Here is a 25421-nt window from a genome sequence, read left to right on the forward strand (position 1 = left end):
CGGTATCGCAGCGAGTTGTTTTCCGTAAAACAGACCAACCGCCTTGACAAGCAAACGAAATATGTATTTACTTATCCTGAAGACAAAATAGAACTATGCCCAAAGTATTAATAGTTGATGATGAGCGGGCCATTCGGAGCACCCTGAAAGAAATTCTTGAATTCGAAAACTATACGGTAGACGAGGCCGAAGACGGCGAGAAAGCGCTTCAACTCCTGGCCAGGTCGAAGTACGATGCGGTGCTTTGCGACATCAAAATGCCAGGTATGGACGGAATTGAAGTGCTGGAGAAAGCCATGGAGATCTCCCCGGACTCTCCTTTCATCATGATATCTGCCCACGGCACCATCGACACTGCGGTGGAAGCTACGAAGAAAGGAGCTTACGATTTTCTGCAAAAGCCACCGGATCTGAACCGTTTGCTGGTGAGTGTGCGCAATGCTCTGGACAAATCAAGCCTGGTGACGGAGACGAAGATTCTGAAAAAGAAAATCTCCAAGACCTACGAAATGGTGGGCAGTTCAGCGGCCCTTGGCCGCGTAAAGGGCGCCATCGAAAAAGTAGCGCCTACCGATGCCCGCGTGCTGATAACAGGTCCGAATGGCTCTGGTAAAGAACTGGTGGCCCGTGCCATACATGAGAACAGCAACCGCAGCAACGGCCCGTTGATTGAAGTGAACTGTGCTGCCATTCCAAGTGAGCTGATTGAAAGCGAGCTTTTCGGACACGAGAAGGGCTCCTTCACTTCAGCTGTGAAGCAGCGCATCGGAAAGTTTGAGCAGGCAAACGGCGGCACCCTATTCCTCGACGAGGTAGGCGACATGAGCCTGTCGGCGCAGGCCAAGGTATTGCGTGCCCTGCAGGAGCACCGTATCACGCGCGTAGGCGGCGACAAAGACATACAGGTGGATGTGCGCGTAGTAGCGGCCACCAACAAGAACCTGCTGGAAGAGATAGAAGCAAAGAACTTCCGCGAAGATTTGTACCACCGCCTGGGCGTTATTCTCATTCACGTGCCGCCGCTCAACGACCGCCGCGAAGATATTCCGGACCTGGTGAAGAAGTTCCTCAACGACATCGCCAACGACTACGGCAACAAGCCTAAAACCATTACTCCCGAAGCCATTGAGTTCCTGCAGCAACTCGACTGGCGCGGCAATGTTCGCGAACTCCGCAACGTAGTGGAACGCCTCGTTATCATGAGTGGCCACGAAATAACACTGGAAGATGCCCAGGCCTATGCAAGGCCTGTGGTTTAAAAAGAACGTTTTTCATAGAGACAGCCTCTGTAGCTTTTAGTTGCAGAGGCTGTTTTAGTAGAAGCTTTCATAATGGAACTTCAGCACTGAAAATGCGCTATAACAGAAAGTCCCCCTTCAAATGGGGACTTTCTGTTATAGCGCATACCGAGACGCCGATTTGCAAAATCTGCTCATTAAGCTGCTGATGTAAATTCATTCTCCCTCCCCTCCACCAACAACCTTCCCAGGAAACCGCGCTGCATCCGAAGAAAAGCAGTAGTTTTGCGGGCCAAATAAAACAGCGCCGTAATTCATGGATTCCTTCACCTATAAGCAGCATTTTTCAAGAAACTTCACCCTTGCCTATCCGGTGGTGCTAAGCCAGTTGGGCCATATTATGGTGAGCGTGTTCGATAGCCTGATGGTGGGCCAGATTGGTACGCTGCCCCTGGCGGGGGCTTCACTGGGGAACAGCATCTTTACGATTACCCTGGTATTTGGCTTAGGCGTTTCCTACAGCATTACTCCGCTGATTGCGGCCGCAGATGGCCGAAAGAACTATACCCGTATTTCCCTGCTGCTGCTGAATGGGCTGGTGTCTAATGTGCTGTTGGGGATTCTGCTTTTTATTGCCGGTTATTTTCTCTCTCCCTACATTACCCTGCTCGGGCAACCTCCCCGTGTAGTGGAGTTGGCAGTGCCTTACCTCAACATCCTGTTCCTGTCTATGGTGCCGCTCATGGTGTTCCAGGCTTTCCGGCAATTCGCTGAGGGGCTCTCGTTGACAAAACAAGCGATGTGGATTTCAATCGTTGCAAATTCTTTAAATATTTTTCTTAATTATATCTTAATTTTTGGTAAGTTAGGGTTCGAGCCAATGGGGCTGGTAGGTGCTGGTTGGGCAACGCTAATATCTCGTGTGGTGATGGCCATGATGATGGCAGGGTATGTAATGTATGGGAAGCGATTTGTTGTGTTCCGTCATTTTCTTCGCCTGCGCCATCTGTCTTTTATCCATATGTACCGCATCTTTAAGCTGGGGCTGCCTATTTCCGGGCAGATGATCTTTGAGATGGGTGCTTTCAGTTTCTCTGCTGTAATGATCGGCTGGTTGGGTGCCAAAGAACTGGCGGCTCACCAGATAGCCATTAACGTGGCCTCCGTCTCATACATGATGGCCAGCGGAATTGGAGCAGCGGCCACCATCCGGGTGGGCAACCAGAAAGGTTTGGGCAATTACAGGGCTATGCGTATGGCAGGCATCAGTAACCTGGTGATGGGTGCCGGTTTTATGGTGTGTAGTGGGCTATTGATGATTCTGGGAAATGAACTGATTCCCATACTCTACATTGATGACCCGGAAGTAATCCATATTGCCTCTTCCCTGCTGGTGATAGCGGCCTTATTCCAAATTTCGGATGGTATACAGGTGGTAGGCCTGGGAGCTTTGCGCGGCCTGGAAGATGTAAAAGTACCAGGCCTTATCTCCTTGCTGGCTTATTGGGGCGTTGGATTGCCGGTAGGATACATGCTCTGTTTCAAAGTTGACTTTGGGGTTAACGGCATCTGGATGGGGCTGTTAACAGGATTATCGGTGGCGGCTGTTCTGCTTACATTCCGCTTCCGGGCACTAAGCAACCGCCTGATGCCAGCTTAAAGCAAGCGTGGTGTATGTTTACTCCCCGCTACAACACCTTGGCTCGTGACCATTTTGTTTAGCCATTATTAAAATAGCCAGAGTGAAATGTACACCTTTACCTTATTCCTGTCGTTGTGGGCAAGAATATTGCTCCCCCTCCTCTTTCCTGATGCTGCCGAAGCCAGTGAGAAAAAAACTGCTGCTCCTGTAGTAGAAAGCATTATCGTAGATCAGGTTTCCTGGTCTGTCAACCGCCGCTTATCCTGGGAAGACTTCAGGGGCAGGCCGGACGATGACAACCCGCACCATGCCTTAACAGCAGCTAACCTTGCCGTAAACGCCAACTGCAAAGATCAGGGGTTTACGTACCAGGTAAATTGTGTGTTCCTGCCAACAGAGTCCTGGTCTAAAAACAAAAAATCGGAGAAGCTGCTGGAGCATGAGCAGCTACATTTTGACCTTACGGAGGTGCACGCCCGGCTCCTGCGCAGAGAGCTACAGCAGCTGAACTGCTCCACCCTGAAAGACAAACTGAGTGGCACTGTAAACAATGCCTTCAAAAGGTGGAAGGCTGAACAGGATACTTTTGACACTGCATCTAAACACGGGCTAAACGCAGAGAGTGAGCGTGCATGGGCAGCCAATATCTCCCAACGCCTGAAAGCACTGGAAGCTTATAAGTAAGGCATATAGTGTATACAGCCTCAAGGGTTGCAGCCTATATTCTGAAGCTTTGGAGATAGCTGAAATAATCATAATCAAATAAAGAGTATACCTAAAGAATAGTCACTTTTCTGTCTAAGCTACTGTGGACTCAGCTTAGACAGCGACTCCTAAACAGCCTTTTCAATTTATTCTGTCTGTACTCTCCTGGCCGAGCGGCCTCGTCGTGGGTGTAGGGGCTCAACTCAAAAACTGGAATCTGTTTCACTCCGTGCTATCGAAGAGAAAAAATTTGGCTTTATTGAAGGCTCTTTGAGTGAGTGGGTATACTTTACTCCGGTTAGAATGCTTTTTAAATTAATAAAGTATAAAACCCCTTTCGGAAAGTATTGGTATAATTAATATACTCCATCTTTTCATCAACCAGATACAAAAGGTTTGCAAAGCTTAAGAGACAAAACAACAGAAGCCCCTGCTGTTTACTTCAGCAGGGGCTTCTGTTATATACTAGCACTTGTTACTTTTTCGGTTCCAGGTCCTTTGTAGCTGGCCCGGTGATAACTTTTCCGAGTGGGTCAAACCGCGAGCCATGGCATGGGCAGTCCCAGGAGCTTTCTACTTCGTTCCAGTTTATGATGCAGCCTAAATGCGTGCAAACAGCAGAGAATTTGTGCCGGATCCCGTCCTGATCGCAGTAAACGGCTACCTTCGAGGCACCATCCCGCATCACGCGGCCTGTACCGGGCATAATTTCCATTGGATCATCTACCTCTCCCGGCGTTACATAATCCTTAAACTGTGCCGCCACATTCACATTATGCTTCAGGTAGTCGCCTGCAGATTTAAAGCCGCTGCGGCTTGGGTCGTACAAGGCAGTCCAGGGATTAGGGCGGTTCATGATCAAATCTGTTATCATCATGCCAGCCATGGTACCATGTGTGGTGCCGTGTCCGGAGTCGCCGGTGGCAATATATACATTGCTGGAGTCACCGGGATTACGGCCGATGTAGGCTAAGCCATCTACAGGCTCAAACACCTGACCTGACCAAACATAGTCTACCTCTGTTGCCATCGGAAACTTCATGCGGGTCCAGGCTTCCAGCTCCCGGAAGTGCTTCATCAGATGGTCGTCCTGCCCCGTTTTATGGTCTTCGCCACCTACAATGAGAATGTCATAATCCATGTCCTCTCCTTCGCTGCGCTGCAGCCGCACATAGTGGTAAGGCTCATCCATATCCCAGAACAAGGCATCCGGTACCGAACCTTTTGGCACTCTCACCGCTATAGCGTAGGTGCGGTAAGGAACCAGTTTGGTGTGCATTGTTACCTTATCATTTACTGGTGTGTTGGTGGCCACCACCAGATGGTTTGCCGATACAGAATGACCCGACTGAGATACAACAGTTGTAACAGGGCCAGATTTAAAATCAACAATATGCGTATCAGTAAAGATCTGCCCCCCATTATCTATAACCGCTCCTGCCAACCCGGCCAGGTACTTCATAGGGTGGATACGGCCCTGGTTTGGGTAATGGAGGCAAGGAAAAGTTGTCAGTGTCGGCACCGGGCATTCTTTGCGCAACACCACCTTATCCCAGCCTATTTGCTGCAGGGCTTCCAGTTCCTGTAACACCAGTTTCTCCTGCTCCTTGTTTTTTGCTACCAGGAATCCGTCTACGCGGGCAAAATCACAGTCAATGCTGGCGTCATTTGCAATCTCCTCTATTTTATCGATGGCACTTGCATGGCTCTGGCAGGCAAGCTTTGCCCCTGCCTCCCCAAAAGTCTCTACCAGATTATAGTACTGCTCATCCAGGGCATTAGAAAGATGCGCTGTCGTGCGGCTTGTTTCGCCGCCGCCAATACTTTTTGATTCCAGCACAATTACCCGTTTTCCTTCTTTCGCCAATAGGTAAGCCGTAGTAAGTCCTGTTATACCGGCTCCAATCACACACACATCGCACGTCATGTTTTCGCGCAGGTGCTGTGTGGCAGGTAATTTTATGTTTTTTTCCCAGATAGGTAATGTTGCTCCTGAATCTTGTTTCATAGTTTTTTGAATTTAGTACTAACTCTAGGCAGAACAGGCTTTGTGCAGGCAGCAAAGCCATTGCATAGGATTACGGTGTGGCGGGGCTTATGTTGCTAAACGTCGGTATGGGGCCATCTATACCTATTTTTAAGATGGCTGTCAATTTATATACGCAAACTTTTGCCAACTTCATTAGTATTCTAATTAAATTAGCAAAAAAATAAAAAATCATGATAAAAGCGGAGGAATATCTGAAAGGCCGGGGAGCACAGTATAACCCTGCAAACTCATACCTGAAGCAGGAATATGTGGCAGAGCACATAGAGGGACTAGATGAGCCTATGCTGAATAACTCCGGCACCACGTTCTTTACAGAGCACCCTAAAAAGATTGTGAATAAGGTGGAGAGCCATGACATTGGGCTAAGCTACTCACTAAACCCTTACCAGGGCTGTGAGCACGGGTGCATTTACTGCTACGCCCGAAACACGCACCAGTACTGGGGATATGGCGCAGGCCTTGACTTTGAGCGGAAGATAATAGTAAAGGAAAATGCTCCTGAGGTACTGGCACAACAGTTAGAAAACAAAAACTGGCAGGTGATGCCTATCATGCTGGCAGGTAATACAGACTGTTATCAGCCAATCGAGGCTAAGATGAAGCTGACGCGCCAAATATTGCAGGTGCTGCTGCAGTACCGCCACCCGGTAAGTATTATAACAAAGAACGCGCTCATACTCCGTGACCTGGACCTGCTGCAGGAACTGAACAAACTGGACCTGGTGCACGTGAACATCAGCATTACCACGCTGGAGGAGAAACTGCGGCAGAAGCTGGAGCCACGTACGGCTTCCGCAGCGAAACGCCTGGAGGTAGTGCGGCAGCTCAGTGCGGCGGGTTTGCCTGTTAACGTGATGGTGGCCCCTATTATCCCGGGACTCAACGACTCAGAAATCCCGCAGATAATAAAACAATCCGCAGCGGCAGGCGCCTGTAATGCTGCCTATACCATAGTGCGCCTGAACGGGAGCGTGGGGCCCATCTTCGAAGACTGGATCCGGCAGGCATTTCCTGACAAGGCGGAAAAGGTGCTGCACCAGATAGCCGATTGCCATGGCGGGCAACTGAACGACAGCCGCTTTGGTACCCGTATGCTTGGTGAGGGGAAATTTGCCGAGGCTATCTCAAAGCTATTCCGGATGAGCAAGCAAAAGTATATGCCTGACCCCAGCACCAAACCATACAACTTCAGCCACTTCTGCACCCGCAGCGGAAAGCAACTTTCATTGTTTTAGAATCTTAAAAGGATTTCAAACCAAGTGTTGCAGTCTCAGCAAGTCCCCCTCTTAAAAGGGTTGGCCCTTGCATTTTACCATTCCCTGGCTCAGCTTTTCGAACATCATCCTGTCTCATAACTTGTTCTACTTCGGTGCCTTTGGGCTGAATAATGAAGATATATGGTTGGCTGGTATAAAGCTGCTATGTTAAATTGATATAGATATTGCATGGCATAAAAAAGCGGAGGATACACTGCTGCTCCCCCGCTTATATAAAAGTGCCTGAATTAGCTCACGCTATAGGACATCCTTCACCTTATCCACCAGGCCTTTACCTGCGGAGCCCATCATTTGCTCTTTCTGTGCGTGCCCTCTTGGATCTGGCGCACCCAATTGAGGCTCCTGGCCATGTGGTTTGGCTAATACATATTTAAAATTGCTCTTGCCGTCTATAGATTGCCCCTCGGTCCAGCGTTCGTTTATTTCAGGCTTGCATTCCAGCTGAGTTGACATAAAGGTATAGTTGAACTCCTGGTTTTCCATGTTCTGCGGAAAGCTGTTCGGAATCGGGTGAACTCCTTTTACCCCTCCCAGGTCCTCCAGCACCGCCAGCCACTGGTTCTGGTGCATCGTGTCACGGGCAATCAGGAACGAGAGCATGTCTTTCATGCCCGGATCATCAGTTGCCTCCCACAGGCGGGTAGCCAAGAGCCGACCTGTTGACTCGGCCATCACGTTGGCGTACATATCAGCTGCAATGTTGCCGCTACCTACCACCCAGGAACCGTTAAATGGCACACCGTTGGCGTCTACAGCCATAGCAGCCAACCCGGATGACAGTACGTGGCGTGGATTCATTCCACCCATCACTGCCCCTATAACTTTATCCTTCGCCATTTCTTCTTTCAAAGACAGTGGCGCCCCTTCAAGGTTTAGTGCAACAGCTGTGGCCAGCATCTCGATATGGGATATTTCCTCGGTGCCTGTTTCCAGCAACATGTCACGGTACTTGTTAGGGCCCCTGCTTCCCCAGGCTTGGAACAGGTATTGCAGGCACACTCTAATCTCACCTTCGATACCGCCAATGGCCTGCTGCAGCATGTTAGCAAATGCCGGATTCGGTTTGTCTACTCTTACTGTGTACTGAAGTTTGTTATCATGGTAAAACATAGGTGTATAGTATTTATAAATGAAACATAAGAGAAACTACGGTGCCTCTCCTGAACTGTTCCCTATATAGAAGCAACTTGATGTTAATACATAGAGTAAAAATTGTCATATTAAAAAAACAGGATAGTACAATGTCTCAATATAATAGAACGGAACAACAGGCTTTACAAGTCGCTGCAAAAGAAGCTATTAGTATGTTGTAAAATATCTTATGCAGTTACCTTTGTATTTTATGGGTTAAAGCTGGTGTAACATATAGCACGTATAGAAGTATGTAATCGCAGAACATAAATATATAAGAAACACGAGGCAAAGGAACAGGGATGGAACTTGGAAAAGATATTGTGGTAGACAGCTGGATTGAATTGCAAAAGGTATTGTTCGACCATACCTGGGACGAAAACATCCAACGCTTCCGTTCCTCGTATGTTTACCGCGGCACCTGGAATAAAAGCTTTGACCTGAGCACTAGCATCATGCGCATTGGCAGCCAGTATGACAAATTGGAACCACACCTGCTGCGCAACTTCCGGAAGTATGCCTACGACAATGCCAACCCTACCGGTGACTCTATCTGGAACTGGCTTGCTGTTGCCCAGCACCACGGTTTGCCAACACGCCTGTTAGACTGGACCTACTCACCCTATGTTGCCCTTCATTTTGCTACTGCAGATCTAACGAAGTATGACCATGATGGCTGCGTCGTGTGCATCAACTATGTGAAGACAAGCGACTACCTGCCTGTGCCCCTGAAACGTGTACTGGAAGAGGAAGGCTCCAATGTGTTCACGCCCGAGGTACTGGAGCCGATAGCCCCCTCTCTGAAGGCGCTGAAAAGCTTTAAGGAAGAGGAGTTCGTTGTATTCCTGGAGCCCCCCTCCCTGGATGCCCGTATTGTTCACCAGTATGCTCTTTTCTCGATGATGTCGGATGTGAAGGCGGAACTGAGCAAGTGGCTGAAGCAGCACCCGGACCTTTACTTCAGGGTTATTATTCCAGCTAAACTTAAATGGGAGGTGCGCGATAAACTGGACCAGGCAAATATAACGGAGCGGGTACTGTTCCCGGGCCTGTCGGGCCTGAGCCAATGGCTGAAACGGCACTACACACATTCCTGATTTTTTTACTAATAAAACAGACGCCCTCTAGCAGGCTATTTGTAAAACAGCTATATTCAGCACTACATAAACCCATACGTTAATCATTGATGAATCTGCGCCGATTGTTTTGTGAGAATACCCTTCTGCACGTTTTTCCTGTTACGAATAGCCCCGGGAGCCGAACCCGTTTCCGATACAACAAATATACTTCAAAAGCAGCTGCCATACTTTGTGGCATCATGCTGACGAGCGCCTGCACGCAGGAAAGCGACACGAGTTCCGCAGTGATTGCTACCGCTCAGGCCGACTCCAATACGGCTGCTCCGGCCGGACCACCTGCAGACAACAGAGGGGTACCGAAGGACACTATGGCAGCAACTCCTGCCCCTGCAGCAGAACCCATACCTGATACCGCAGCTTACGAGCACCCGGGGCCACGACCTTTACCAGGTGCTATTCTGCCTCATAAGCGCATTGTAGCCTATTATGGAAACCTGTTATCAAAGCGCATGGGTATTTTAGGGGAGCTGCCGCCAGATGAAATGCTGCAAAGGCTGGACGAAGAGGTTGCCAGCTGGAACAAAGCTGATCCGGCAACACCCGTGCAGCCAGCCCTTCATGCCATCGTGGTAACAGCGCAGGGGCATCCGAGTGCCGGGGGTAAATACCGGCTCCGCATGGCTGACAAAATGATCGACGATGTGCTGGAAATTGCAAAGCAGCGCGATGCCATTGTTTTCCTCGACATTCAGGTGGGCCAGAGTACCCTGCAGGAAGAAATTCCAGCTCTGGAAAAATACCTGAAGCTGCCACACGTACACCTGGGCATCGACCCTGAGTTTTCGATGAAGCGAGGTGGCGTGCCAGGCCGCCGCATTGGCACGTATGACGCTGAAGACATTAACTATGCAACAAAATATCTGGCCGACTTAGCAAAAGAGCATAACCTGCCGCCGAAGATACTGGTTGTACACCGCTTTACACAGGGCATGGTAACGAACACCGAAAACATAAAGCTGAGACCAGAGGTGCAGGTAGTAATGCACATGGATGGCTGGGGCGGACCGGTTCTTAAAAAGGACACATACCGCGCCTACATCCAAAAGGAGCCTGTGCAGTTTACCGGCTTTAAGATCTTCTACAAAAATGACCTTAAAAAGCCACCTGGACGCCTGATGACACCAGACGAACTACTGGGTCTAAATCCTAAGCCGCTGTATATTCAGTACCAATAAAAAGACTGTGTATGTACAATGTGAAGGTAAAGAGAGTGCATAACAGAGCACTTAAACCCTTTATCGAACAGGACTTTATCAGTTTAGAAAATACTGAGTAGTTAGTAAACCATTAATAGCTGCGCCACCTGTTTTAAATAGCAGGTGGCGCAGCTATTTTTAAGCTAAAATTCTTTCGTACTTAAAGCCTTTCACAGGTAAACCTCCCTCCTACTTCAGCAACTATTCCCATTCACATAAACCCTCTTTCATAAACAAGCTCTTCCAATTCATTGGCACGGAGTGAATGTGTTTCCAGTCTTGGGTTGAGCGCCTGGGGATAGGAGCCCTGTATTTGGAGGTTTTTAAGTTGCCGCGGGAGCGCAAAACTAACAACGCGATCCCTAAAAGGGCCCCTACCCCCAACGCAGCCTCTCGGCTGGGATAGCACAGCGCAATAACTATAGACAGCAGGTCTGATGCCGCTGGTTGAACTACAGCTACGGCAGCTTAGACAAAATGCGTACTACTTAACACGATGCAACCTAGTTCATGCGGTTTGGTTGTAACGGCATGTATGGGTAAGAAGAGTCTAAATTTATTAACTTTTAGATGACAGTATTATTTCCAAAAAAGACTATTCCCCAAGATTTAAAGCAAATTTTTTGCAAGTATCTCCACAAGCTGCTTATAGGTAAATAATATTCCTCAAAACCCTTACCGCCTTTCTAAATTATTCAAAGGAGGAGGCTTCTTCCTTTTCTGTAAAAGTTAACATGTTCTCTTACAATTGAGAGACAGTTATTAGATAGAAGCAAAGCTAGCATCGCTTTTTGTAACCTGGCTGCGTTTTTTGCTGCCTCAACTGCTGTTGAACAAACCTTAAAAAATTGCTTTACACCGGGAATTTTTTAAGGCTAAAAATCTTTGAATTATATATCAACAGCTCATATAAAATCTGAAATAAAGCGGCTGCTTCGCAAAATAAGGAATGTTTTTTGCGTTAAGAAAATAGAAAGCAAACTGTTTTGCTAAGCTTTATTAAGCTATAGTTGTATATATCGCCTAAAACCTTATATTAGGAACATGTTGCAGTTTCTACATTCTTTACACATTACCAACCTGGTTGTCCGTTTCATCCAGATCATCATCGTGTTCCCGATGGCCGTTCTGCTCAGCTTTTATATTCCGCCCTACAACTCTATGGATTATGAGCTGCACTTCCTGCTGTGTCTCTTGTTTTCTGCTTTTGTCTCTGTCGTTGTAACACGTTATAGCCCTAAACTCACACTGCTCCTGTTCGTGAGCATATTAGCCTTGTTTGGGTTTAACAGTACCTTTAAAAACCAGACTTTTGAAGGCATGTACGACGACTACAATGCCCTGCTAGTGAACATGACCAGTAACCCTCATAAGGTCTCTTACTTCAAGCCGGTGCGAGGCACTTATTTCCAGAACCAGCGGGTAAAAAGCGCCATGCAACCTAACGACCCAAGAGTGCGTGCTTTTGCGGTAGAAAATTCCACCCGTTATTTCCATGATGAATATTATCAGAAGTTCGGTAAAATGACACGTTACTTCTCCCTGTTCAAGCATATCCGGCTGAACTGGAAATATGTAAACGACCCGCTTGGCATGGACTACTATTCTCCTCCGGTAGAGAGCATGGGCCTGCTGGCTGGCGACTGTGATGACTACGCTATCCTGATGGCGTCTTCTGTCATGGCCATAGGCGGCGAAGCGCGTGTGGTCATTTCACCGAACCATATGTATACAGAAGTGAAAATAGGCTCCGTCGAAGACCTGGACAAGATAAGCTACGCCATACGAACACTGTTCCCGGATGAAGTAGCAGGAGGTAAAATCCATTTCCATGAGACAGGCAATAACCTCTGGATTAACTTTGACTACACTGGCAGTTATCCCGGCGGCCCTTTCCTGGAGCCTGAGCTTTACAGTGTGATTTCGTTTGAGAAGTGAGGAGTTTCTAGAAGCTTATTCCAACCAGGCAGAGGGCGAACTTAAATTTTTTAAGCTTAAGAATCAGCATTTTCAACTTTAAAGCTTCTTTTTTTCCTGCATAGCGTTTGTAATTATAAAACTGCCTCCTATATTTGCATCGCAATTCAGCAACAAGGCCCGTTCGTCTAGGGGTTAGGACGCTAGATTTTCATTCTAGTAACAGGGGTTCGATTCCCCTACGGGCTACACAAAAGGCCGCTTCAGGTAAACTGGAGCGGCCTTTTTTCTTTAGCTTCGGACACTAAAATCGCTCTACTTTCATCTACCTAGCTTTTATTCGCCCTTTAAGTACTTGTCAGAAGGAGTTACAGCAGCTGTTGTTTGGCCTCTTTCAAATGCTCCTCCTCCCCTGCTTTGTGTGATTAATTGAACCTGTCTATGAGCCTTTGGCCTCTCCTTACATCATGTTATGGATGTTTCACTTACTTCTCTCATATAACAAACTGCCATTCTGATATAGGAGACGGCAAAACGGGAAAGTATAGAAGGTTCAGGAACTGGTTATCGCCCTATACTTATCAGTATTTATTATTCCACGTGGCTGTTGCACAACTCAGCCTTTAGCATGACTTCCTTACAGCCTTCATTCGGAGTAAACCTGTAATTTTACTCTCTTGGTTGTGGGCAAGCTACAGGAGTAGGCCAATAGCTGAAGACAGGGGCATGTGGCTGCTCCCTTTCCATTGCTACTGCCATGCTCACAGACTTCTTCGGTCTGTTCCTCATGTACTTTCTTATGTTGAAGGCAACGGCAGCCATGAGCATGACTTTATGGGGACCCGATTTCCCCAACACGCCAACTCTGCTCAGGCCTTACTGGTGCACCAGGCTCCCGAAGACAGGCTCCACCGTACTCTGGCGAAGCTTTTTCATGCGCTTGCCCCGCCTGCTGTGCTGGCGGGCATACGCTCTCAGGTACTGCTCGTCGTAAGCTGTGCGGGTAATCTTCCTGCACCGGGCCTTGGGGGCACACGTGGGTTTGGACGCGCACTGGCTGCAATCCTGAGGTGCCGCCCAGTAGTTTCTCTGCAGCCTGCCGTCGGCGGTGCGGTCAAAGCCCTTGAAGGGGAGCGGCTTTCCCATGGGGCAGATGTAGCGGTCGTTGTCCTTGTCATAGGGAAAGCCGGCTATCTCGGGCTTGTACATCCCAAATACAGGTATCCAGCCTGTGATGCCCCGCTGCTCGAGCATGAAATAGTTGGAGCCGTTGGAGTAGCCGGCATCGGCCAACACCTCCTGCATCAGCAGACTATTGGCTTTGAGCCTGCGTTGCACTTGGCTGGCAAGATTAGGCAGGGACTGGCTGTCCCGGCCGTCGGCAAAGTCGGCCTGCACGTGGCTGATCACGCCGCGGGCCGTATCGACCACCATGCTGCAGTGGTAGTTGAGCTTCCTGGCCTTTCCCGGTTTTACTGATATGCGGGCATCGGGGTCATGCGGGGAGTAGTGGGTCTTATTGCTGACCAGCTGTGCCTTCTCATGAGTTGAGCCCAATGAGGTGAACGTGCCCCTGATATTCTCCTGATGCTTCCCCAGCTTCCTGAGTTGATGGGCGGGGGGTGACAGCCTGTGCCGGTTTGCTGTTATTCTGAAGCATCCGTTGTTTGTCTGCCTCCTGCTGTTGCACTGACTCCAGAGGCTGCTTTAGCAGCAGGCTGTCCATGGAGGCATTGGCCTTCACTGGCGCTGAGTCTACGGCCTGTGTGTCACCCCTGACCATACCCTTCTCCACACATAGGCTAAAGACCCTGTCAAAGAGCGACTCGAACAAAGCCTCGGGGAAAAGCTGGCGGGTGCGGGATACGGTGGAGTGCCAGGGCAGGGGCTCGTCAAGCTGGTAATCCAGAAAGTACAAAAGGTCCAGGCGGAGGCTGCAGTGCTCGATGAGCCGGCGGTCCGAGGTGATGTTCTCCAGGTAGCCTACCAGACAGAGCTTGAAGAACACCACCGGGTCAACGCTCTGCTGGCCACACTTACCGTAGAGGGGCGCTTTCAGTTCATAGAGAAACGAGAGGTCCAGCTGCTGCTTAAGCCGACGGTAAAAATTGTGCTCCGGCACGTGTGCCGAAAGTGAGAAGAGCAGCTCCTTCTCATCCCTGAAATTCTTCCTTCCCTGCATGACTACAAGCAATAGGTCATTATCCTTTAACGCCTATCTGCAGCCGGTTGTGCAACAGCCACACACGTTTTCCGGGACAGCTTATTTCAGGAGGAGACACACTCTTAGGATCCACCTCAAACAGAGGTGTCCCGACTTACCTCCAGACAGCTTGTAGAATAGCCTGAAATTTTAGAGTTCAGTCTGAATCTACCTCAAAAGAGGCTTTAACTCTGTGCAGGTAGTCTTGATCAGCATTAAAATCAAATAAGAAAGCATGTATTACCAAATGAATAATTTTTAGTATCTTTTATGGCATACTTAGCCTCTCAACCGGCGACAACCACCACCTCAAGGGTGATGCCGCAGAACTGCAGATGAAGCGCCTTAAGTTTAAGAATTTCAGCTCATGACCTGACTCCGCAAGCCATTCCGCTAAAATATCTTCAACGCTGTAACATGAAGTCAAGTCTTCTGCTTCTCTGGTCTCTCCTCTTTGCCTATGTGCTGGCGCAGGTACAGGCGCAGAGCTTAGCTGCTCCCGTCGTGTACCAGCATACTATACCTGCGGAGGGAGTTCTGCTGGATAAAGGCTGGAAGTACCGCGCTGGCGACAACCCTGAAGGGGCAAAATCCCCGTTTGATGATGCGCAGTGGCAGCCGGTCCAACCTACCCAAGATGTACATAAACTACAGCAAATCCTGATAGAGGGCATCGGTTGTTTTCGGTTGCAGAGGCTAATAGCAAGAGAGCTTTCATATCTCTTGACATCATGTAGATCATCATACAACTGAAATGAAAAAACCTTAAAGCAAAAAAGAAGATGAATGCTTTTCCGTGGCCCCTGTTTATCTCCTGCATTCTTTTTCTGACGAATTACTGGAAAAGCCACGCCCAGACAGAAAATTTCGGTTTCGAACGCCTCACCATCGAACAGGGGCTGTCCGAGGACTACATCATGTGCATGATGGAGGACCGGAAAGGACATCTGTGGTTTGGCACAGGCAACGGCCTGGACAAGTACGACGGCTACCGCTTCAGGCACTACAGATTTGACCCTGCTGACACCTCCTCGCTGCCCAAGAACCAGGTGATATCCCTCTGGGAGGACAGCGGGGGCATCATCTGGGTCGGAACCACCGAGAGCACCTGCCGGTTTGACCCCCTCACCGAGAAGTTCACGCGCCTGGAGCGAAACCCCGGTAACCCCCACGCCTTCAAGTTTGCCCAGTCGTTTAACGAGGACACGGAGGGGAACCTGTGGGTGGGGGGCAGCTTTTCGGGGGAGCTGCGGCAGATTGACCGGAAGACCGGCAGGTTCTCGGCTGTGGACTATGCCGACATGCTGAAGCCAGACGTCGATAGCGGCGAAGAGGCAGTGTTTTCCCTTGTCATTCTAGCCAAAGACAGAGCAGGCACCCTCTGGGTAGGCAGCACGTACGGGTTGCACCGGCTCAACCTGACCCCGCGTGGCGCGGACGAGCCTGCCGACGTGAGCTTCACCCACTACCGCCATGACCCGAACGATCCCGGCAGCTTAAGCCACAACGGTGTCACTGATATTTTCGAGGACAGCAAGGGGGTGCTGTGGGTCGTGACGCTGGCGGGAGGCTTGAACGCCTTCGACCGGAAGACAGGCACCTTTACCCGCTTCCTGCCCGTGTCTGGCAAGCCGCTGGAAATCGCCGGGGAAGTGAGGTCAGGGATCACGGAGGACGCCGCGGGCAACCTTTGGGTCGGCTCCAGCCATGGGCTGTACAGGGCGGACCCGGAACGGAAAACCTTCTTCCCTTTCCTCCATGACCCTGGCGACATCCGGAGCATAAGCGCAGACAACATCTATGCCGTGCTGAGGGATAAAGCGGGCATCCTATGGGTGGCAACTCCTGAGGGTGTCAACAAGCTGGACCCCCACCGGAAACCTTTCAGGCTCTTTCGGCACGAGCCCCTCAACCCCGGCTCCCTGAGTTACAACAGGATCTCGGCCATCTGCGAGGACAGGGAAGGAGTGGTGTGGGTAGGCACGGCGGGGGGAGGGCTGAACGCGCTGGACAAGGGCACCGGCGCCTTCACCCGTTACCGCCATAACCCAAAGGACGCCGGCACCCTGCGCAACGACGTGGTCAGCGCCCTCCTCGAGGACCGGGACGGTAACCTCTGGATAGGCAACGGGGAGGTTCTGTCCCGGTTTGACAGCAAGAGGGAAAAACTAACCCACTACCATCTGGATTACTCTTTTCCGGCAGTGGGCGACTACCCTATCCTAGACCTTTTCGAAGACCGGCAGGGAATAATCTGGATCGGCACAATCAGGGGCATGTTCCGCTTCGACCGCAGCACAGGGGTAACCCTCCATTACCCTTACGAGCCAGGCAAGGCCGGCGGTATCGGCGACTACTGGGCCCTATCCATCTTCGAGGACAGCAAAGGCAACCTGTGGATTGGCCACGGGAGCCAGGCACTGAGTAGATTTGACCGGGCTACGGGGAAATTTACCCAGTACAGGCACGATAGCCGCCGGCCGGGGAGCATCAGCTCCAACACGGTGTCGGATATCTATGAGGACACGAAGGGCAACCTGTGGTTTGGCACCAGCGAAGGCGGCCTCTGCCTTTTTGACAACGCCTCCGGGACGTTCACCGCATTTACCGTGCGGCACGGCTTGGCAGGGAACTCTGTTTACTCCATCCTGGAGGACCAGGGGGGGGACCTGTGGCTCGGCACCAACAACGGCCTCTCCAGGTTCTCCCCCACCGCACAGACCTTCACCAACTACGGCGTGGAGGACGGACTGCAGAGCAAGCTGTTTACATCCCAGTACATAATGGGGGGTGCCGCTTTTAAAGGGCGAGACGGGACGCTTTACTTTGGGGGAGCCAACGGGATGAATGCGTTTAACCCAGCCGAAATACATCCCAATACCTACGTACCGCCTGTAGCCATCACGCAGTTCTATCTTTTTGACAGGCCCGTGCCCGGAAGGCAGGAGGCGAAGGAGATAGCGCTTCGGCATGACCAGAACTTCTTCTCCATCGAGTTTGCTGCCTTAAACTATACCAGCCCCTCTAACAACCGGTATGCCTACCAGCTGGAAGGAGTGGACAGGCAATGGGTGCAGTCGGGCACCAGGAGGCTCGCCAGTTATACAGATATTGCCCCCGGTACCTACACGTTCAGGGTTAGAGGATCCAACAACGACGGAGTTTGGAATATGCAGGGCACTGCTGTCGGAATTACCATTTTCCCACCCTGGTGGCGCACTTGGTGGGCCTACGCTTTCTACTCTCTTTGCCTCGTTGCTGTAGTTTTAGCTGTAGATAGATCCCAGCGGAGAAGGCTGATTCAGAAAGAACGGGAGAAGGCACAAGAAAGGGAACTGGCCCAGGCGCGAGAAATAGAAAGGGCCTACCATGAGCTAAAGCAGACGCAAGCCCAGCTCGTTCAGAAAGAGAAAATGGCCTCTCTGGGAGAACTTACGGCCGGCATCGCCCATGAGATCCAGAACCCACTCAACTTTGTTAACAACTTTTCGGAACTGGGCCAGGAGTTGTGCCAGGAAGTACAGGAGGAGGTGAAGCAGCTGAGAGTCCCCTTTGAAGAGAAGAGGAATCTGCAGGAACTGGCCTCTGATTTGTCACAGAACCAAAAGAAGGTGCTGCTCCACGGACAAAGGGCTGATGCCATCGTCAAAGGAATGTTGGAGCACTCCCGCACCAGTGCTGGGGAGAGGCAGCTGACGAACCTAAATGCGTTGGTTGATGAATATTTTCGCCTCTCCTACTCCGGCTTCAGGGCCAAGCATAAGGACTTTTCCTGCACCCTCGAAACGGCCTATGGCCAAAGCCTGGAAAAGATAGAGGTGGTGCCGCAGGAGCTGGGGCGGGTGCTGCTCAACCTCTTCAACAACGCCTTCTATGCCGTGCAGCAGAAAGATAAACTGGTGTTAGTGGGATACGAGCCGAAGGTGGCGGTAAGTACTTCAATTCTAAACTCTAAAGTGGAGGTAAGGGTTTGGGATAACGGCACAGGCGTGCCTGAGAGCGTCAAGGGCAAAATCTTTCAGCCCTTCTTTACCACCAAACCCACCGGCCAGGGCACCGGCCTAGGGCTCTCGCTCTCCTATGATATCATAACAAAGGGGCATGGAGGGGAACTGCGCATGGCCACTGCACCAGAAGAGTGGACGGAGTTTACCATCACGCTTCCATATGTTCCTGTAGCTGAAGAGCCCACTCAACATAAGGCTCATTAGTAAACATAACTCTCGTTAAAGGCCCATAAGAACTGGTCCTGTAAAGTAAGGCTTATATCTTGAAGGGTACGTTGTATAGATGCTCTTGCCTCCGGCTATGAAAAGGCTTTTACTGAACCGCCCTCTCCCAAAGCATAGGTTCACTGCCTCTGGTACCTTAATTTCGGCTATCTTATTACTTTGTGGTGAGTAAACCTCCAGCCTTTCCCATGCTCCGATGTACAGATTACCCTCTCTGTCAATGGCAAGGCCGTCGGGGCAGCTCGTTCCGTGATCAATAAATTTCCCCCTTAAATTTAGACTGCCGTCCAGCAGTAAATTATATACAAGGATGTAACCTTAATTAGTGGGCTTGACCGCTTTGAGTTCTTTGGGCAGGAACCTGGTATTGCCGTCACTTGGCTGGTCAAAGTTCGTGACATACAGCGTCTTCTGGTCAGGCGAAATGGCAACGCCATTTGGTTTGGCCACATTGGCGGCCAATAAATGCACGGACCCGTCTTTGTCGATCCGGTAGACTCCCATCACATGCTGCTCCAGCGGTTTATGCCCAATGTAGCGGGGGTCTGTGAAATACACCCTGCCCAGCTCATCCACAACGGCAACATCGTTAGGAGCATTGAAGGACTTTGCCTGGTAGAGGCCAGCGATGATGATGCTCTTGCCCGTCTTCATGTCTGTTTTGGTAACCCTGCGCCCGCCGAAGTCCGCTCCCTCGCAGGAGATAAGGTTGCCATCTGCATCGAGGATAAGCCCATTTGCAATGCCGCTCGGCTACCTGAAGACGCTGCTTTCTCCTGTCAGGGGGGCAGCCTCCAGACGAAGCCTGCTTTCCCAGGGACTCCATTAATTAGGGGCAGGTCGCAGAAGTACAGCATCCCGTCGGGGACATGGCAGGGCCTTCCAACTGGGTTTCCCCTTTGGAGAAGATCTCCTTCACGGCGGCATCTGCCGCCACAACCTCAGCCCCAGTCGTCTGCTGAGCGAATGCATGACACTAAAGCAGCAATACAAAAAGTATCAGTACTATGGGCAGGTGCTTTAAGTAAGCAGGACAACAGGTATAGACCATAGCTTTTATCTGCTGCTGTAGCGGAACCTGGCCTCTATGAATACAAACAGGCTGTAGCAGATCAGGCCCAGCGCCACTGCCCCCAGCAGGTAGGTCCCGTAGGTAGCATTTTCCAGGAAATGAAAGGCACTCTCGGCGGCATTGTTCTTTGCGTTCAGGGCGGCTCTTCCGAGCAGATAACTGAAGATGCCCCACACCGTGCCACGGGAGACATAGCCTATTTTCCCGGATTTCATCATTACCTCTTCCCCTTTGTGGCCCAGCCCTGCTTCTTTTATCTTTTTCCTGTACCTCTCAGAGAGGCCTTCGTAGATGAAGAAAGCCCCGCCAAGGCCAATAAGCGCCGCACCAAAGATGACTAACCACTGGCCTAAAGGCCTTTGCAGCACTTCGGTGATGAACTCCTGCCTGATGCTCTCGCTGTCGCTGCCGCTGCTTACCGCCAGCCTGGCCGCCACAAATGTCAGAAGCCCGTAGAGGGTCCCGCTGGCACCGTAGCGCATTCTGTAGATAAGCCCTTTGATGCCGGCTCCTTTCCCCTCCGTGTCTGCAATGGCCTGCAGCAGCCTCCATGCACAGTAGCAGGCCAGACCGGCGGAGACAAGCAGCAGGAGAATTCTACCCAAGAACAACTCCTCTATAAAAAGGAACACCTCCTTCCTGCTAATTTCCTGGGTGCCCCTGCCCAGTTCAAGTGCCGCCACCAGTGCCAGTACGCCAAGCAGGCAGTATACAATCCCTTTTGCCGCCAGGCCAACCTGCGCCAGGCGCTTTACCCACTTACCTGGAACGGGAGGGAAATACTGAGCAGGGTCCGGGAGCTTCATCTTTATAGTAGTACAGAAAGGCCAAGGCTGCGGCTGGAGCCGAATGTATAACCTGTACGGGCACAACTAAGCCATGTTATCTTATCGGTAAGCAAGCTACTGAAGCAGTAGGCTTCCTTAGAACGAAGCCAGGCAGGACCCGTAGATTTTAGTGAGCGCCTATCAACTTTAACTCAATAAACCTAAAGACAATTCTAACCATGAAAGAGAGAAGAAGCCTGAAAGCGATAAGAGAGGGATGCTGCTTTCTCCTTTTTGCTTCCATGACAGCATGCACCTATGGCGAAACAGAAGTAGCGGAGGATGATGTGGAGACCGATGATGTGGCTTTAACTGACACCCTGGTTGAGGAGGAGCTTGATACGTCGCAAGCCACCACCTACTATATGGCCTGGGATATGGACGATGATGGGCTCCTAAGTGAGGAGGAATTTACCGCAGGCTTCTACCAAATCTGGGACCTGAACAAAGATGAAATTGTTTCAATATATGAGTGGACTACAGTCCTGTCGGACCACTCATATAACATAGATGCAAAAGATTGGCAACCATGGGACACCGACGGGGACGGTTTTATTGAGCGGGTGGAGTTTGACGCAGTCTTTCCTAAAACGGGCTTGTACGGCACCTGGGACTCCGACGGGGACGGGCTGATGGAAGAGCGGGAGTACATAACCGGTTCCTTAAGCTTATGGGACACTGACGGTGATAATGTAATGGACGAAGCTGAGTACAAGCAATAAAATATACCTTCTCCAGCTTGTAACAGCCATTATGTAAAACAAAGGATTTTACTCTAGTCTGAGAACTGATGAGTTCATTGCCCCTCCCCCATCTGCAGAACCTTATCCACAGCAAAGGTTCGACAAATCAACACTGAGGTCTAGTACATTGAAAAAGCCGCTCTACATCAAATGGAGCACCTTATTGGTTAGATAAAAACAGTGAATTCCCTTTCGGTTACGGCCATACTTATTCTAGCCTCTTATTCTTAAGTAAAAACACTTTAGTATAAGGCCTTTCACGCCTGCTAGCAGCATTACTCAATTCCAGTTATTAGTTACCAACACTGCCAATAAGTAGCAGCCGCGGAAGCCCGACGTCATACAGCCCCTCATCCACCTGCTCCGTAAGGACCTCCAGTTCTACACCAGCAGAACCAGAGTGACCAAGGCAAATACAGCGGGCGTTCAAACTGGACAACCCTCTCGGGTTCCCTAAAATAACCACCCTTTATAGTGGTAGCATGACAGGAACGAAGTTTGTTGAATCTTCCCACCTCAGGCAGTTCTGAAATCGTGGCAACATCCTGCTGTGCTTACGGACCACACGCTCCACCCCCATTAGACACCCCTATTTACCCTTACTTTAGATCCATATGCTAAAATCACTACACAATGTTCAGTTCTATATCGGTTTAGTTTAAAATGTACCGTATAAAGTACATAGGTCATACATTTACTGTACCCTTACACCCTGCCCATTCTACTTCCTATTCACCCTCGTGACCAAAACAATTCATTTATTAAGACCATTAGTTAACCCTAAATCCAAAAGCCATGTTTGTCATTGCCCATCACTTCATACAGGAGCCGGAGTTGTTCTGGGCCTCCGCCCCGGAGATTATCGCGGCCATACCGCCCCACATCAAACTCCATTCCGTGTACCCGTCCAGGGATTTGAAAACAGGCACCTGTGTCTGGGAGGCGCCCAGCGCCGGCGAGGTACAAAATCTGGTAGACAGCATGCTAGGTAAAATGAGCAGAAACGTGTGTTATGAGGTAAATGAAGAGGCTGCCATTGGTCTTCCACAGAAAACACTTGAAGAGGCCGCTTCTTAATAAGAACTTTGTCCTAATCAAAGATGCCATCAGGTGCAACGGCATCGGCTGAGGCATAAGGTTGAACACTCCTCACTTACCTTCAGGTAATCAGTGATGGCAGTCACATCTATGTAGATATAGTTCAATAATTCGATACTGAGGTCTACACAGAACGCTCTCAGGTGAATCTGAGAGCGTTTTTTATGCACTTCGGACACTACCATTGACCTCTCCATCATCCTTCAGCCTTAATTTCCGTGGACTGCCTTCATGAGTTAAAGCAGCTGTGGAGGAATGCCTGTGAAAGATTGCTCCTCCCCTACATTGTGTGCCCGATGTACCAGTAGCAGTGACATATTTATCCCCAAAAATTGGCTTCTCTTCAGTCTCACTTACTCATCCCCAGAATCAAATCCTCCTTTAGATTTGTGAGACGGCAATACGGGACATCATTAAAGCACTTTACCTTTAAATCTCCCCATATAGCTCAAACCACCCTATTCGAAAATCATGGTTATAAGGTAAAGCTGTTGCACTAATTAAAATAAGGGCACAACAACGTTGAATAGCACTTACAACTGTCAGCCTACTGTTCGGCTGCTGGTAACAGTCAAAAAGAAGCGCTGGAGTATCTGCTTTGTACAATGTTGGCTCTATAGCACGATTTTATCAAGAGTGACAGATTGTAATGGGGCCTCATCATGTCATAAACCTGGCCAACCCAAGTGTCTGCCGCATTTGGGGAAGAAGCCCTGAAGAGGTGCTGGAGAAACCTGTTAGAGAGGCGCTTCCCGAGGTAGCAGACCAGGGGATTATTCAGCTTCTTGATATTGTAGTACATATTGGAGAGCCCTTTAGTGCGAACGAGCTGCCTTTGCTGCTGGAACGCAACGGAAAGCGGGAGAAAGTATACCTGAACTTCACTTAAAATCCGGCGCACTAATCGATACGGATCTGGCGCCGGATGCTGCCTTGCACTTCTCCGCCAAAAACATGAGGAGTATCGTTTACAACCTGCTGAGCAACGCACTCAAATATAAGTCGCCTGAGCGAAAGCCTCATATCAAGGTAACTGCCAGGACTGCACCTGGTTATGTGCTCCTTTCAGTAGAAGACAATGGCTTAGGCATGAACATGGCGGATGAGGGTAAGATATTCTCTATGTTCAAGCGCCTGCATGACCAAGTAGAAGGATCTGGAATCGGGCTTTACATCGTAAGAAGAATTGTGGAGAATGCAGGAGGGTTTATAGAGGTAGAAAGCGAGGTAGGTATTGGCTCAACCTTCAGTGTCAGTTTCAAACGCTGAGGCACTGCTTCCCGCATACTGCAATCTGTTGGCTCGCGGACACCAACTTAAAGCACCCACGTGGCAGCACAATTATGTGTTGAGCACATGTTGTCGAACCGCAAATAAATGCAGTCCCTGCTATACATTACGTTCGTTATAAGCCCATAGCGGTTGGCCCTGTAAAGTTAGAGGCTTTATTTCTTGAAGGGTAAATGGTATCCCTCCTTCTTGACATCAATGGCATAGATGCTCTTGCCTCCGGCTATGAACAAAATTTTACTGAACCGGCCTCTCCCAAAGCACATATTCACTGCCTCTGGCACTTTTATTTCGGCTATCTTCTTCCCCTGGGGTGAGTAAACCTCCAGCCTTTCCCATACTCCGATGTATAGATTACCCTCCCTGTCAATAGCAAGCCCGTCGGGGCAGTTCGTTCCGTAGTCGATGAATTTTCCCCTGAGTTGTAGGCTTCCGTCTGGTAGTAAGCTATAAGCTAGTATGAAACCCTCACCGGTGGGCCTGACAGCTTTTAGATCATCGGGCAGGAACCTTGAATTGCCGTCGCCTGGCTGGTCACAGTTTGTGACATACAGCGTCTTTTGATCAGGCGAAATGGCAATGCCATTCGGCTTGGCCACATTGGCGGCCACTAAATGCACGGACCCATCTTTGTCGATCCGGTAGACACCCATCACATGCTGCTCCAGCGGTTCATGCCCAATGTAACGAGGATCGGTAAAATATACCCTGCCCTGCTCATCAACGGTAACATCGTTAGGGGCATTGAAGGATTTTCCTTGGTAGAGGCCGGCGATGATAATGCTCTTTCCCGTTTTCATGTCTGTTTTGGTGACCCTGCGCCCGCCGAAGTCTGCTCCCTCGCAGGCAATCAGGTTGCCCGCCGCATCGAAGGTGAGCCCGTTTGCCATACCGCTCGGCGACCTGAAAACGCTGCTTTCTCCTGTCATGGGGTTTAGCCTCCAGATAATACCCGCTTTCCCTGGGACTCCGTTGGTAAGGGGCAGATCACAGAAGTACAACATCCCGTCAGGAGACATGGCAGGGCCCTCGAGTTGCGTTTCCCCTCCGGAGAAGACTTCCCTCACGGTAGCATCTGCCGCCACAATCTCTGCCTCAGTCGTCTGCTGAGCGAGTGCATTAGACTGTACCAGCAGTACAAGAAGTATCAGCACTATGGCCTGTAAGGAGGAAGTTTTCGAAGTGCGCCTGTTAAGTTTTACATCCATAAACCTGCTCATTTACTCCTCTTGAAATAATATTGCCTTCTGAGTACCTCAATTATGAAGTATATACGAAATGATTATGATTGAGCTCATCAATATAAACAGCTAAATAATAGAGGCAAGCTGAAGTAATTAAATAAGACTAGAAGTAACCTATCCAGGAGTGCAGCTGAAGTATTTGTTTTACTATAACCTTATTCTACTTCTCCAACCACTATGAGTCTCTCCGATAACACTTATCCTCTAAACTGAAGTGTGTAAAACCACTACTCCTCTCCCGCCTCCGGATACTTTTCCACAGCCACTAAATCTCTGCGGATTTGGTTCGGAAATTCCATCCATCGGTCTATTGATAAGGTTCTTAGTCTATACTGGAGGCATTTTAAGTTTATTTTGCTTCATTCCTTTTTTTGTAGCCCAAGGTTCGCTCTGCAGTTGAGATGTTACTGATTATAG

At 49.8% G+C, this 25421-nt stretch carries 19 protein-coding genes, 1 tRNA gene and 1 pseudogene; 14 read left to right on the top strand and 7 right to left on the bottom strand.

Annotated elements, in window-relative coordinates; translation table 11 throughout:
• Positions 1-95: 95 nt before the first annotated feature.
• From ACFS7Z_RS23365 to ACFS7Z_RS23375, 3 genes are all read left to right on the top strand, one after another.
• Positions 96-1259, top strand: a complete 1164-nt coding sequence (locus tag ACFS7Z_RS23365; protein ID WP_377490428.1) for a sigma-54-dependent transcriptional regulator — start codon at positions 96-98, stop codon at positions 1257-1259.
• 295 nt (positions 1260-1554) lie between these two features.
• Positions 1555-2898 carry an MATE family efflux transporter gene (locus ACFS7Z_RS23370; protein WP_377490431.1) on the top strand — a complete coding sequence of 448 codons (1344 nt, stop codon included), beginning with the start codon at positions 1555-1557 and terminating at the stop codon, positions 2896-2898.
• A gap of 87 nt (positions 2899-2985) precedes the next feature.
• On the top strand, positions 2986-3564 hold the full coding sequence (locus tag ACFS7Z_RS23375; RefSeq protein WP_377490434.1) for a DUF922 domain-containing protein: 579 nt from the start codon (positions 2986-2988) through the stop codon (positions 3562-3564).
• 496 nt (positions 3565-4060) lie between these two features.
• Here the strand turns inward: ACFS7Z_RS23375 and ACFS7Z_RS23380 are convergent, their stop codons facing one another.
• Positions 4061-5593 (bottom strand): FAD-dependent oxidoreductase, encoded by a 1533-nt coding sequence (locus tag ACFS7Z_RS23380; RefSeq protein ID WP_377490437.1) that lies wholly within the window; start codon positions 5591-5593, stop codon positions 4061-4063.
• A 212-nt stretch (positions 5594-5805) separates the two neighbouring features.
• On the opposite strand from ACFS7Z_RS23380, the gene ACFS7Z_RS23385 reads away from it, so the two are divergent.
• Positions 5806-6870 (top strand): PA0069 family radical SAM protein, encoded by a 1065-nt coding sequence (locus ACFS7Z_RS23385; RefSeq protein WP_377490440.1) that lies wholly within the window; start codon positions 5806-5808, stop codon positions 6868-6870.
• 279 nt (positions 6871-7149) lie between these two features.
• Here the strand turns inward: ACFS7Z_RS23385 and ACFS7Z_RS23390 are convergent, their stop codons facing one another.
• Positions 7150-8022 carry a manganese catalase family protein gene (locus tag ACFS7Z_RS23390; RefSeq protein WP_377490443.1) on the bottom strand — a complete coding sequence of 291 codons (873 nt, stop codon included), beginning with the start codon at positions 8020-8022 and terminating at the stop codon, positions 7150-7152.
• A gap of 323 nt (positions 8023-8345) precedes the next feature.
• Between ACFS7Z_RS23390 and ACFS7Z_RS23395 the strand changes: the two genes are divergently transcribed.
• From ACFS7Z_RS23395 to ACFS7Z_RS23410, 4 genes are all read left to right on the top strand, one after another.
• The gene (locus tag ACFS7Z_RS23395) at positions 8346-9140 is read left to right on the top strand and encodes an FRG domain-containing protein (RefSeq protein WP_377490446.1); all 795 of its coding nucleotides are present in this window, start codon (positions 8346-8348) and stop codon (positions 9138-9140) included.
• Positions 9141-9229: 89 nt separating this feature from the next.
• On the top strand, positions 9230-10357 hold the full coding sequence (locus ACFS7Z_RS23400; protein WP_377490449.1) for a hypothetical protein: 1128 nt from the start codon (positions 9230-9232) through the stop codon (positions 10355-10357).
• A gap of 1065 nt (positions 10358-11422) precedes the next feature.
• Positions 11423-12316, top strand: coding sequence for a transglutaminase (locus ACFS7Z_RS23405; RefSeq protein ID WP_377490452.1), 894 nt, complete (start codon positions 11423-11425; stop codon positions 12314-12316).
• A gap of 156 nt (positions 12317-12472) precedes the next feature.
• Positions 12473-12544: transfer RNA gene (locus ACFS7Z_RS23410), tRNA-Glu, on the top strand.
• A 627-nt stretch (positions 12545-13171) separates the two neighbouring features.
• Here ACFS7Z_RS23410 and ACFS7Z_RS23415 read toward each other — a convergent pair.
• Complete coding sequence (locus ACFS7Z_RS23415; protein ID WP_377490455.1) at positions 13172-13852, bottom strand: transposase; 681 nt, start codon at positions 13850-13852, stop codon at positions 13172-13174.
• The gene (locus tag ACFS7Z_RS23420; protein ID WP_377490458.1) at positions 13836-14477 is read right to left on the bottom strand and encodes a transposase; all 642 of its coding nucleotides are present in this window, start codon (positions 14475-14477) and stop codon (positions 13836-13838) included. The genes ACFS7Z_RS23415 and ACFS7Z_RS23420 overlap by 17 nt, the downstream gene beginning before the upstream one ends.
• Positions 14478-14915: 438 nt before the next feature.
• On the opposite strand from ACFS7Z_RS23420, the gene ACFS7Z_RS23425 reads away from it, so the two are divergent.
• Together ACFS7Z_RS23425 and ACFS7Z_RS23430 are read left to right on the top strand one after the other, a co-directional pair.
• Complete coding sequence (locus ACFS7Z_RS23425) at positions 14916-15251, top strand: hypothetical protein (RefSeq protein WP_377490461.1); 336 nt, start codon at positions 14916-14918, stop codon at positions 15249-15251.
• A 29-nt stretch (positions 15252-15280) separates the two neighbouring features.
• Positions 15281-18709, top strand: a complete 3429-nt coding sequence (locus ACFS7Z_RS23430) for a two-component regulator propeller domain-containing protein (protein ID WP_377490464.1) — start codon at positions 15281-15283, stop codon at positions 18707-18709.
• A 15-nt stretch (positions 18710-18724) separates the two neighbouring features.
• On the opposite strand, the pseudogene ACFS7Z_RS23435 reads toward ACFS7Z_RS23430, so the two are convergent.
• Positions 18725-19474: pseudogene (locus ACFS7Z_RS23435) on the bottom strand (SMP-30/gluconolactonase/LRE family protein).
• A gap of 312 nt (positions 19475-19786) precedes the next feature.
• The gene (locus tag ACFS7Z_RS23440) at positions 19787-20608 is read right to left on the bottom strand and encodes a DUF1206 domain-containing protein (RefSeq protein WP_377490467.1); all 822 of its coding nucleotides are present in this window, start codon (positions 20606-20608) and stop codon (positions 19787-19789) included.
• A 200-nt stretch (positions 20609-20808) separates the two neighbouring features.
• Here ACFS7Z_RS23440 and ACFS7Z_RS23445 point away from each other — a divergent pair, with 200 nt between their 5' ends.
• From ACFS7Z_RS23445 to ACFS7Z_RS23460, 4 genes are all read left to right on the top strand, one after another.
• Positions 20809-21351, top strand: coding sequence for a hypothetical protein (locus ACFS7Z_RS23445; protein ID WP_377490470.1), 543 nt, complete (start codon positions 20809-20811; stop codon positions 21349-21351).
• An 816-nt stretch (positions 21352-22167) separates the two neighbouring features.
• Positions 22168-22449: a hypothetical protein gene (locus ACFS7Z_RS23450; protein ID WP_377490473.1), complete on the top strand. Its 282-nt coding sequence runs from the start codon at positions 22168-22170 to the stop codon at positions 22447-22449.
• A 670-nt stretch (positions 22450-23119) separates the two neighbouring features.
• A complete protein-coding gene (locus ACFS7Z_RS23455) occupies positions 23120-23359 on the top strand; it encodes a hypothetical protein (RefSeq protein ID WP_377490476.1) in 240 nt (79 codons plus the stop codon).
• 65 nt (positions 23360-23424) lie between these two features.
• Positions 23425-23739 (top strand): sensor histidine kinase, encoded by a 315-nt coding sequence (locus ACFS7Z_RS23460; RefSeq protein ID WP_377490479.1) that lies wholly within the window; start codon positions 23425-23427, stop codon positions 23737-23739.
• Positions 23740-23915: 176 nt separating this feature from the next.
• On the opposite strand, the gene ACFS7Z_RS23465 is transcribed toward ACFS7Z_RS23460, so the two are convergent.
• Positions 23916-24968, bottom strand: a complete 1053-nt coding sequence (locus tag ACFS7Z_RS23465) for an SMP-30/gluconolactonase/LRE family protein (protein ID WP_377490482.1) — start codon at positions 24966-24968, stop codon at positions 23916-23918.
• Positions 24969-25421 lie beyond the last annotated feature (453 nt).

Origin of the sequence: Pontibacter toksunensis, from assembly GCF_042686245.1 — a bacterium.
In the GTDB taxonomy this organism is placed as follows: domain Bacteria; phylum Bacteroidota; class Bacteroidia; order Cytophagales; family Hymenobacteraceae; genus Pontibacter; species Pontibacter toksunensis.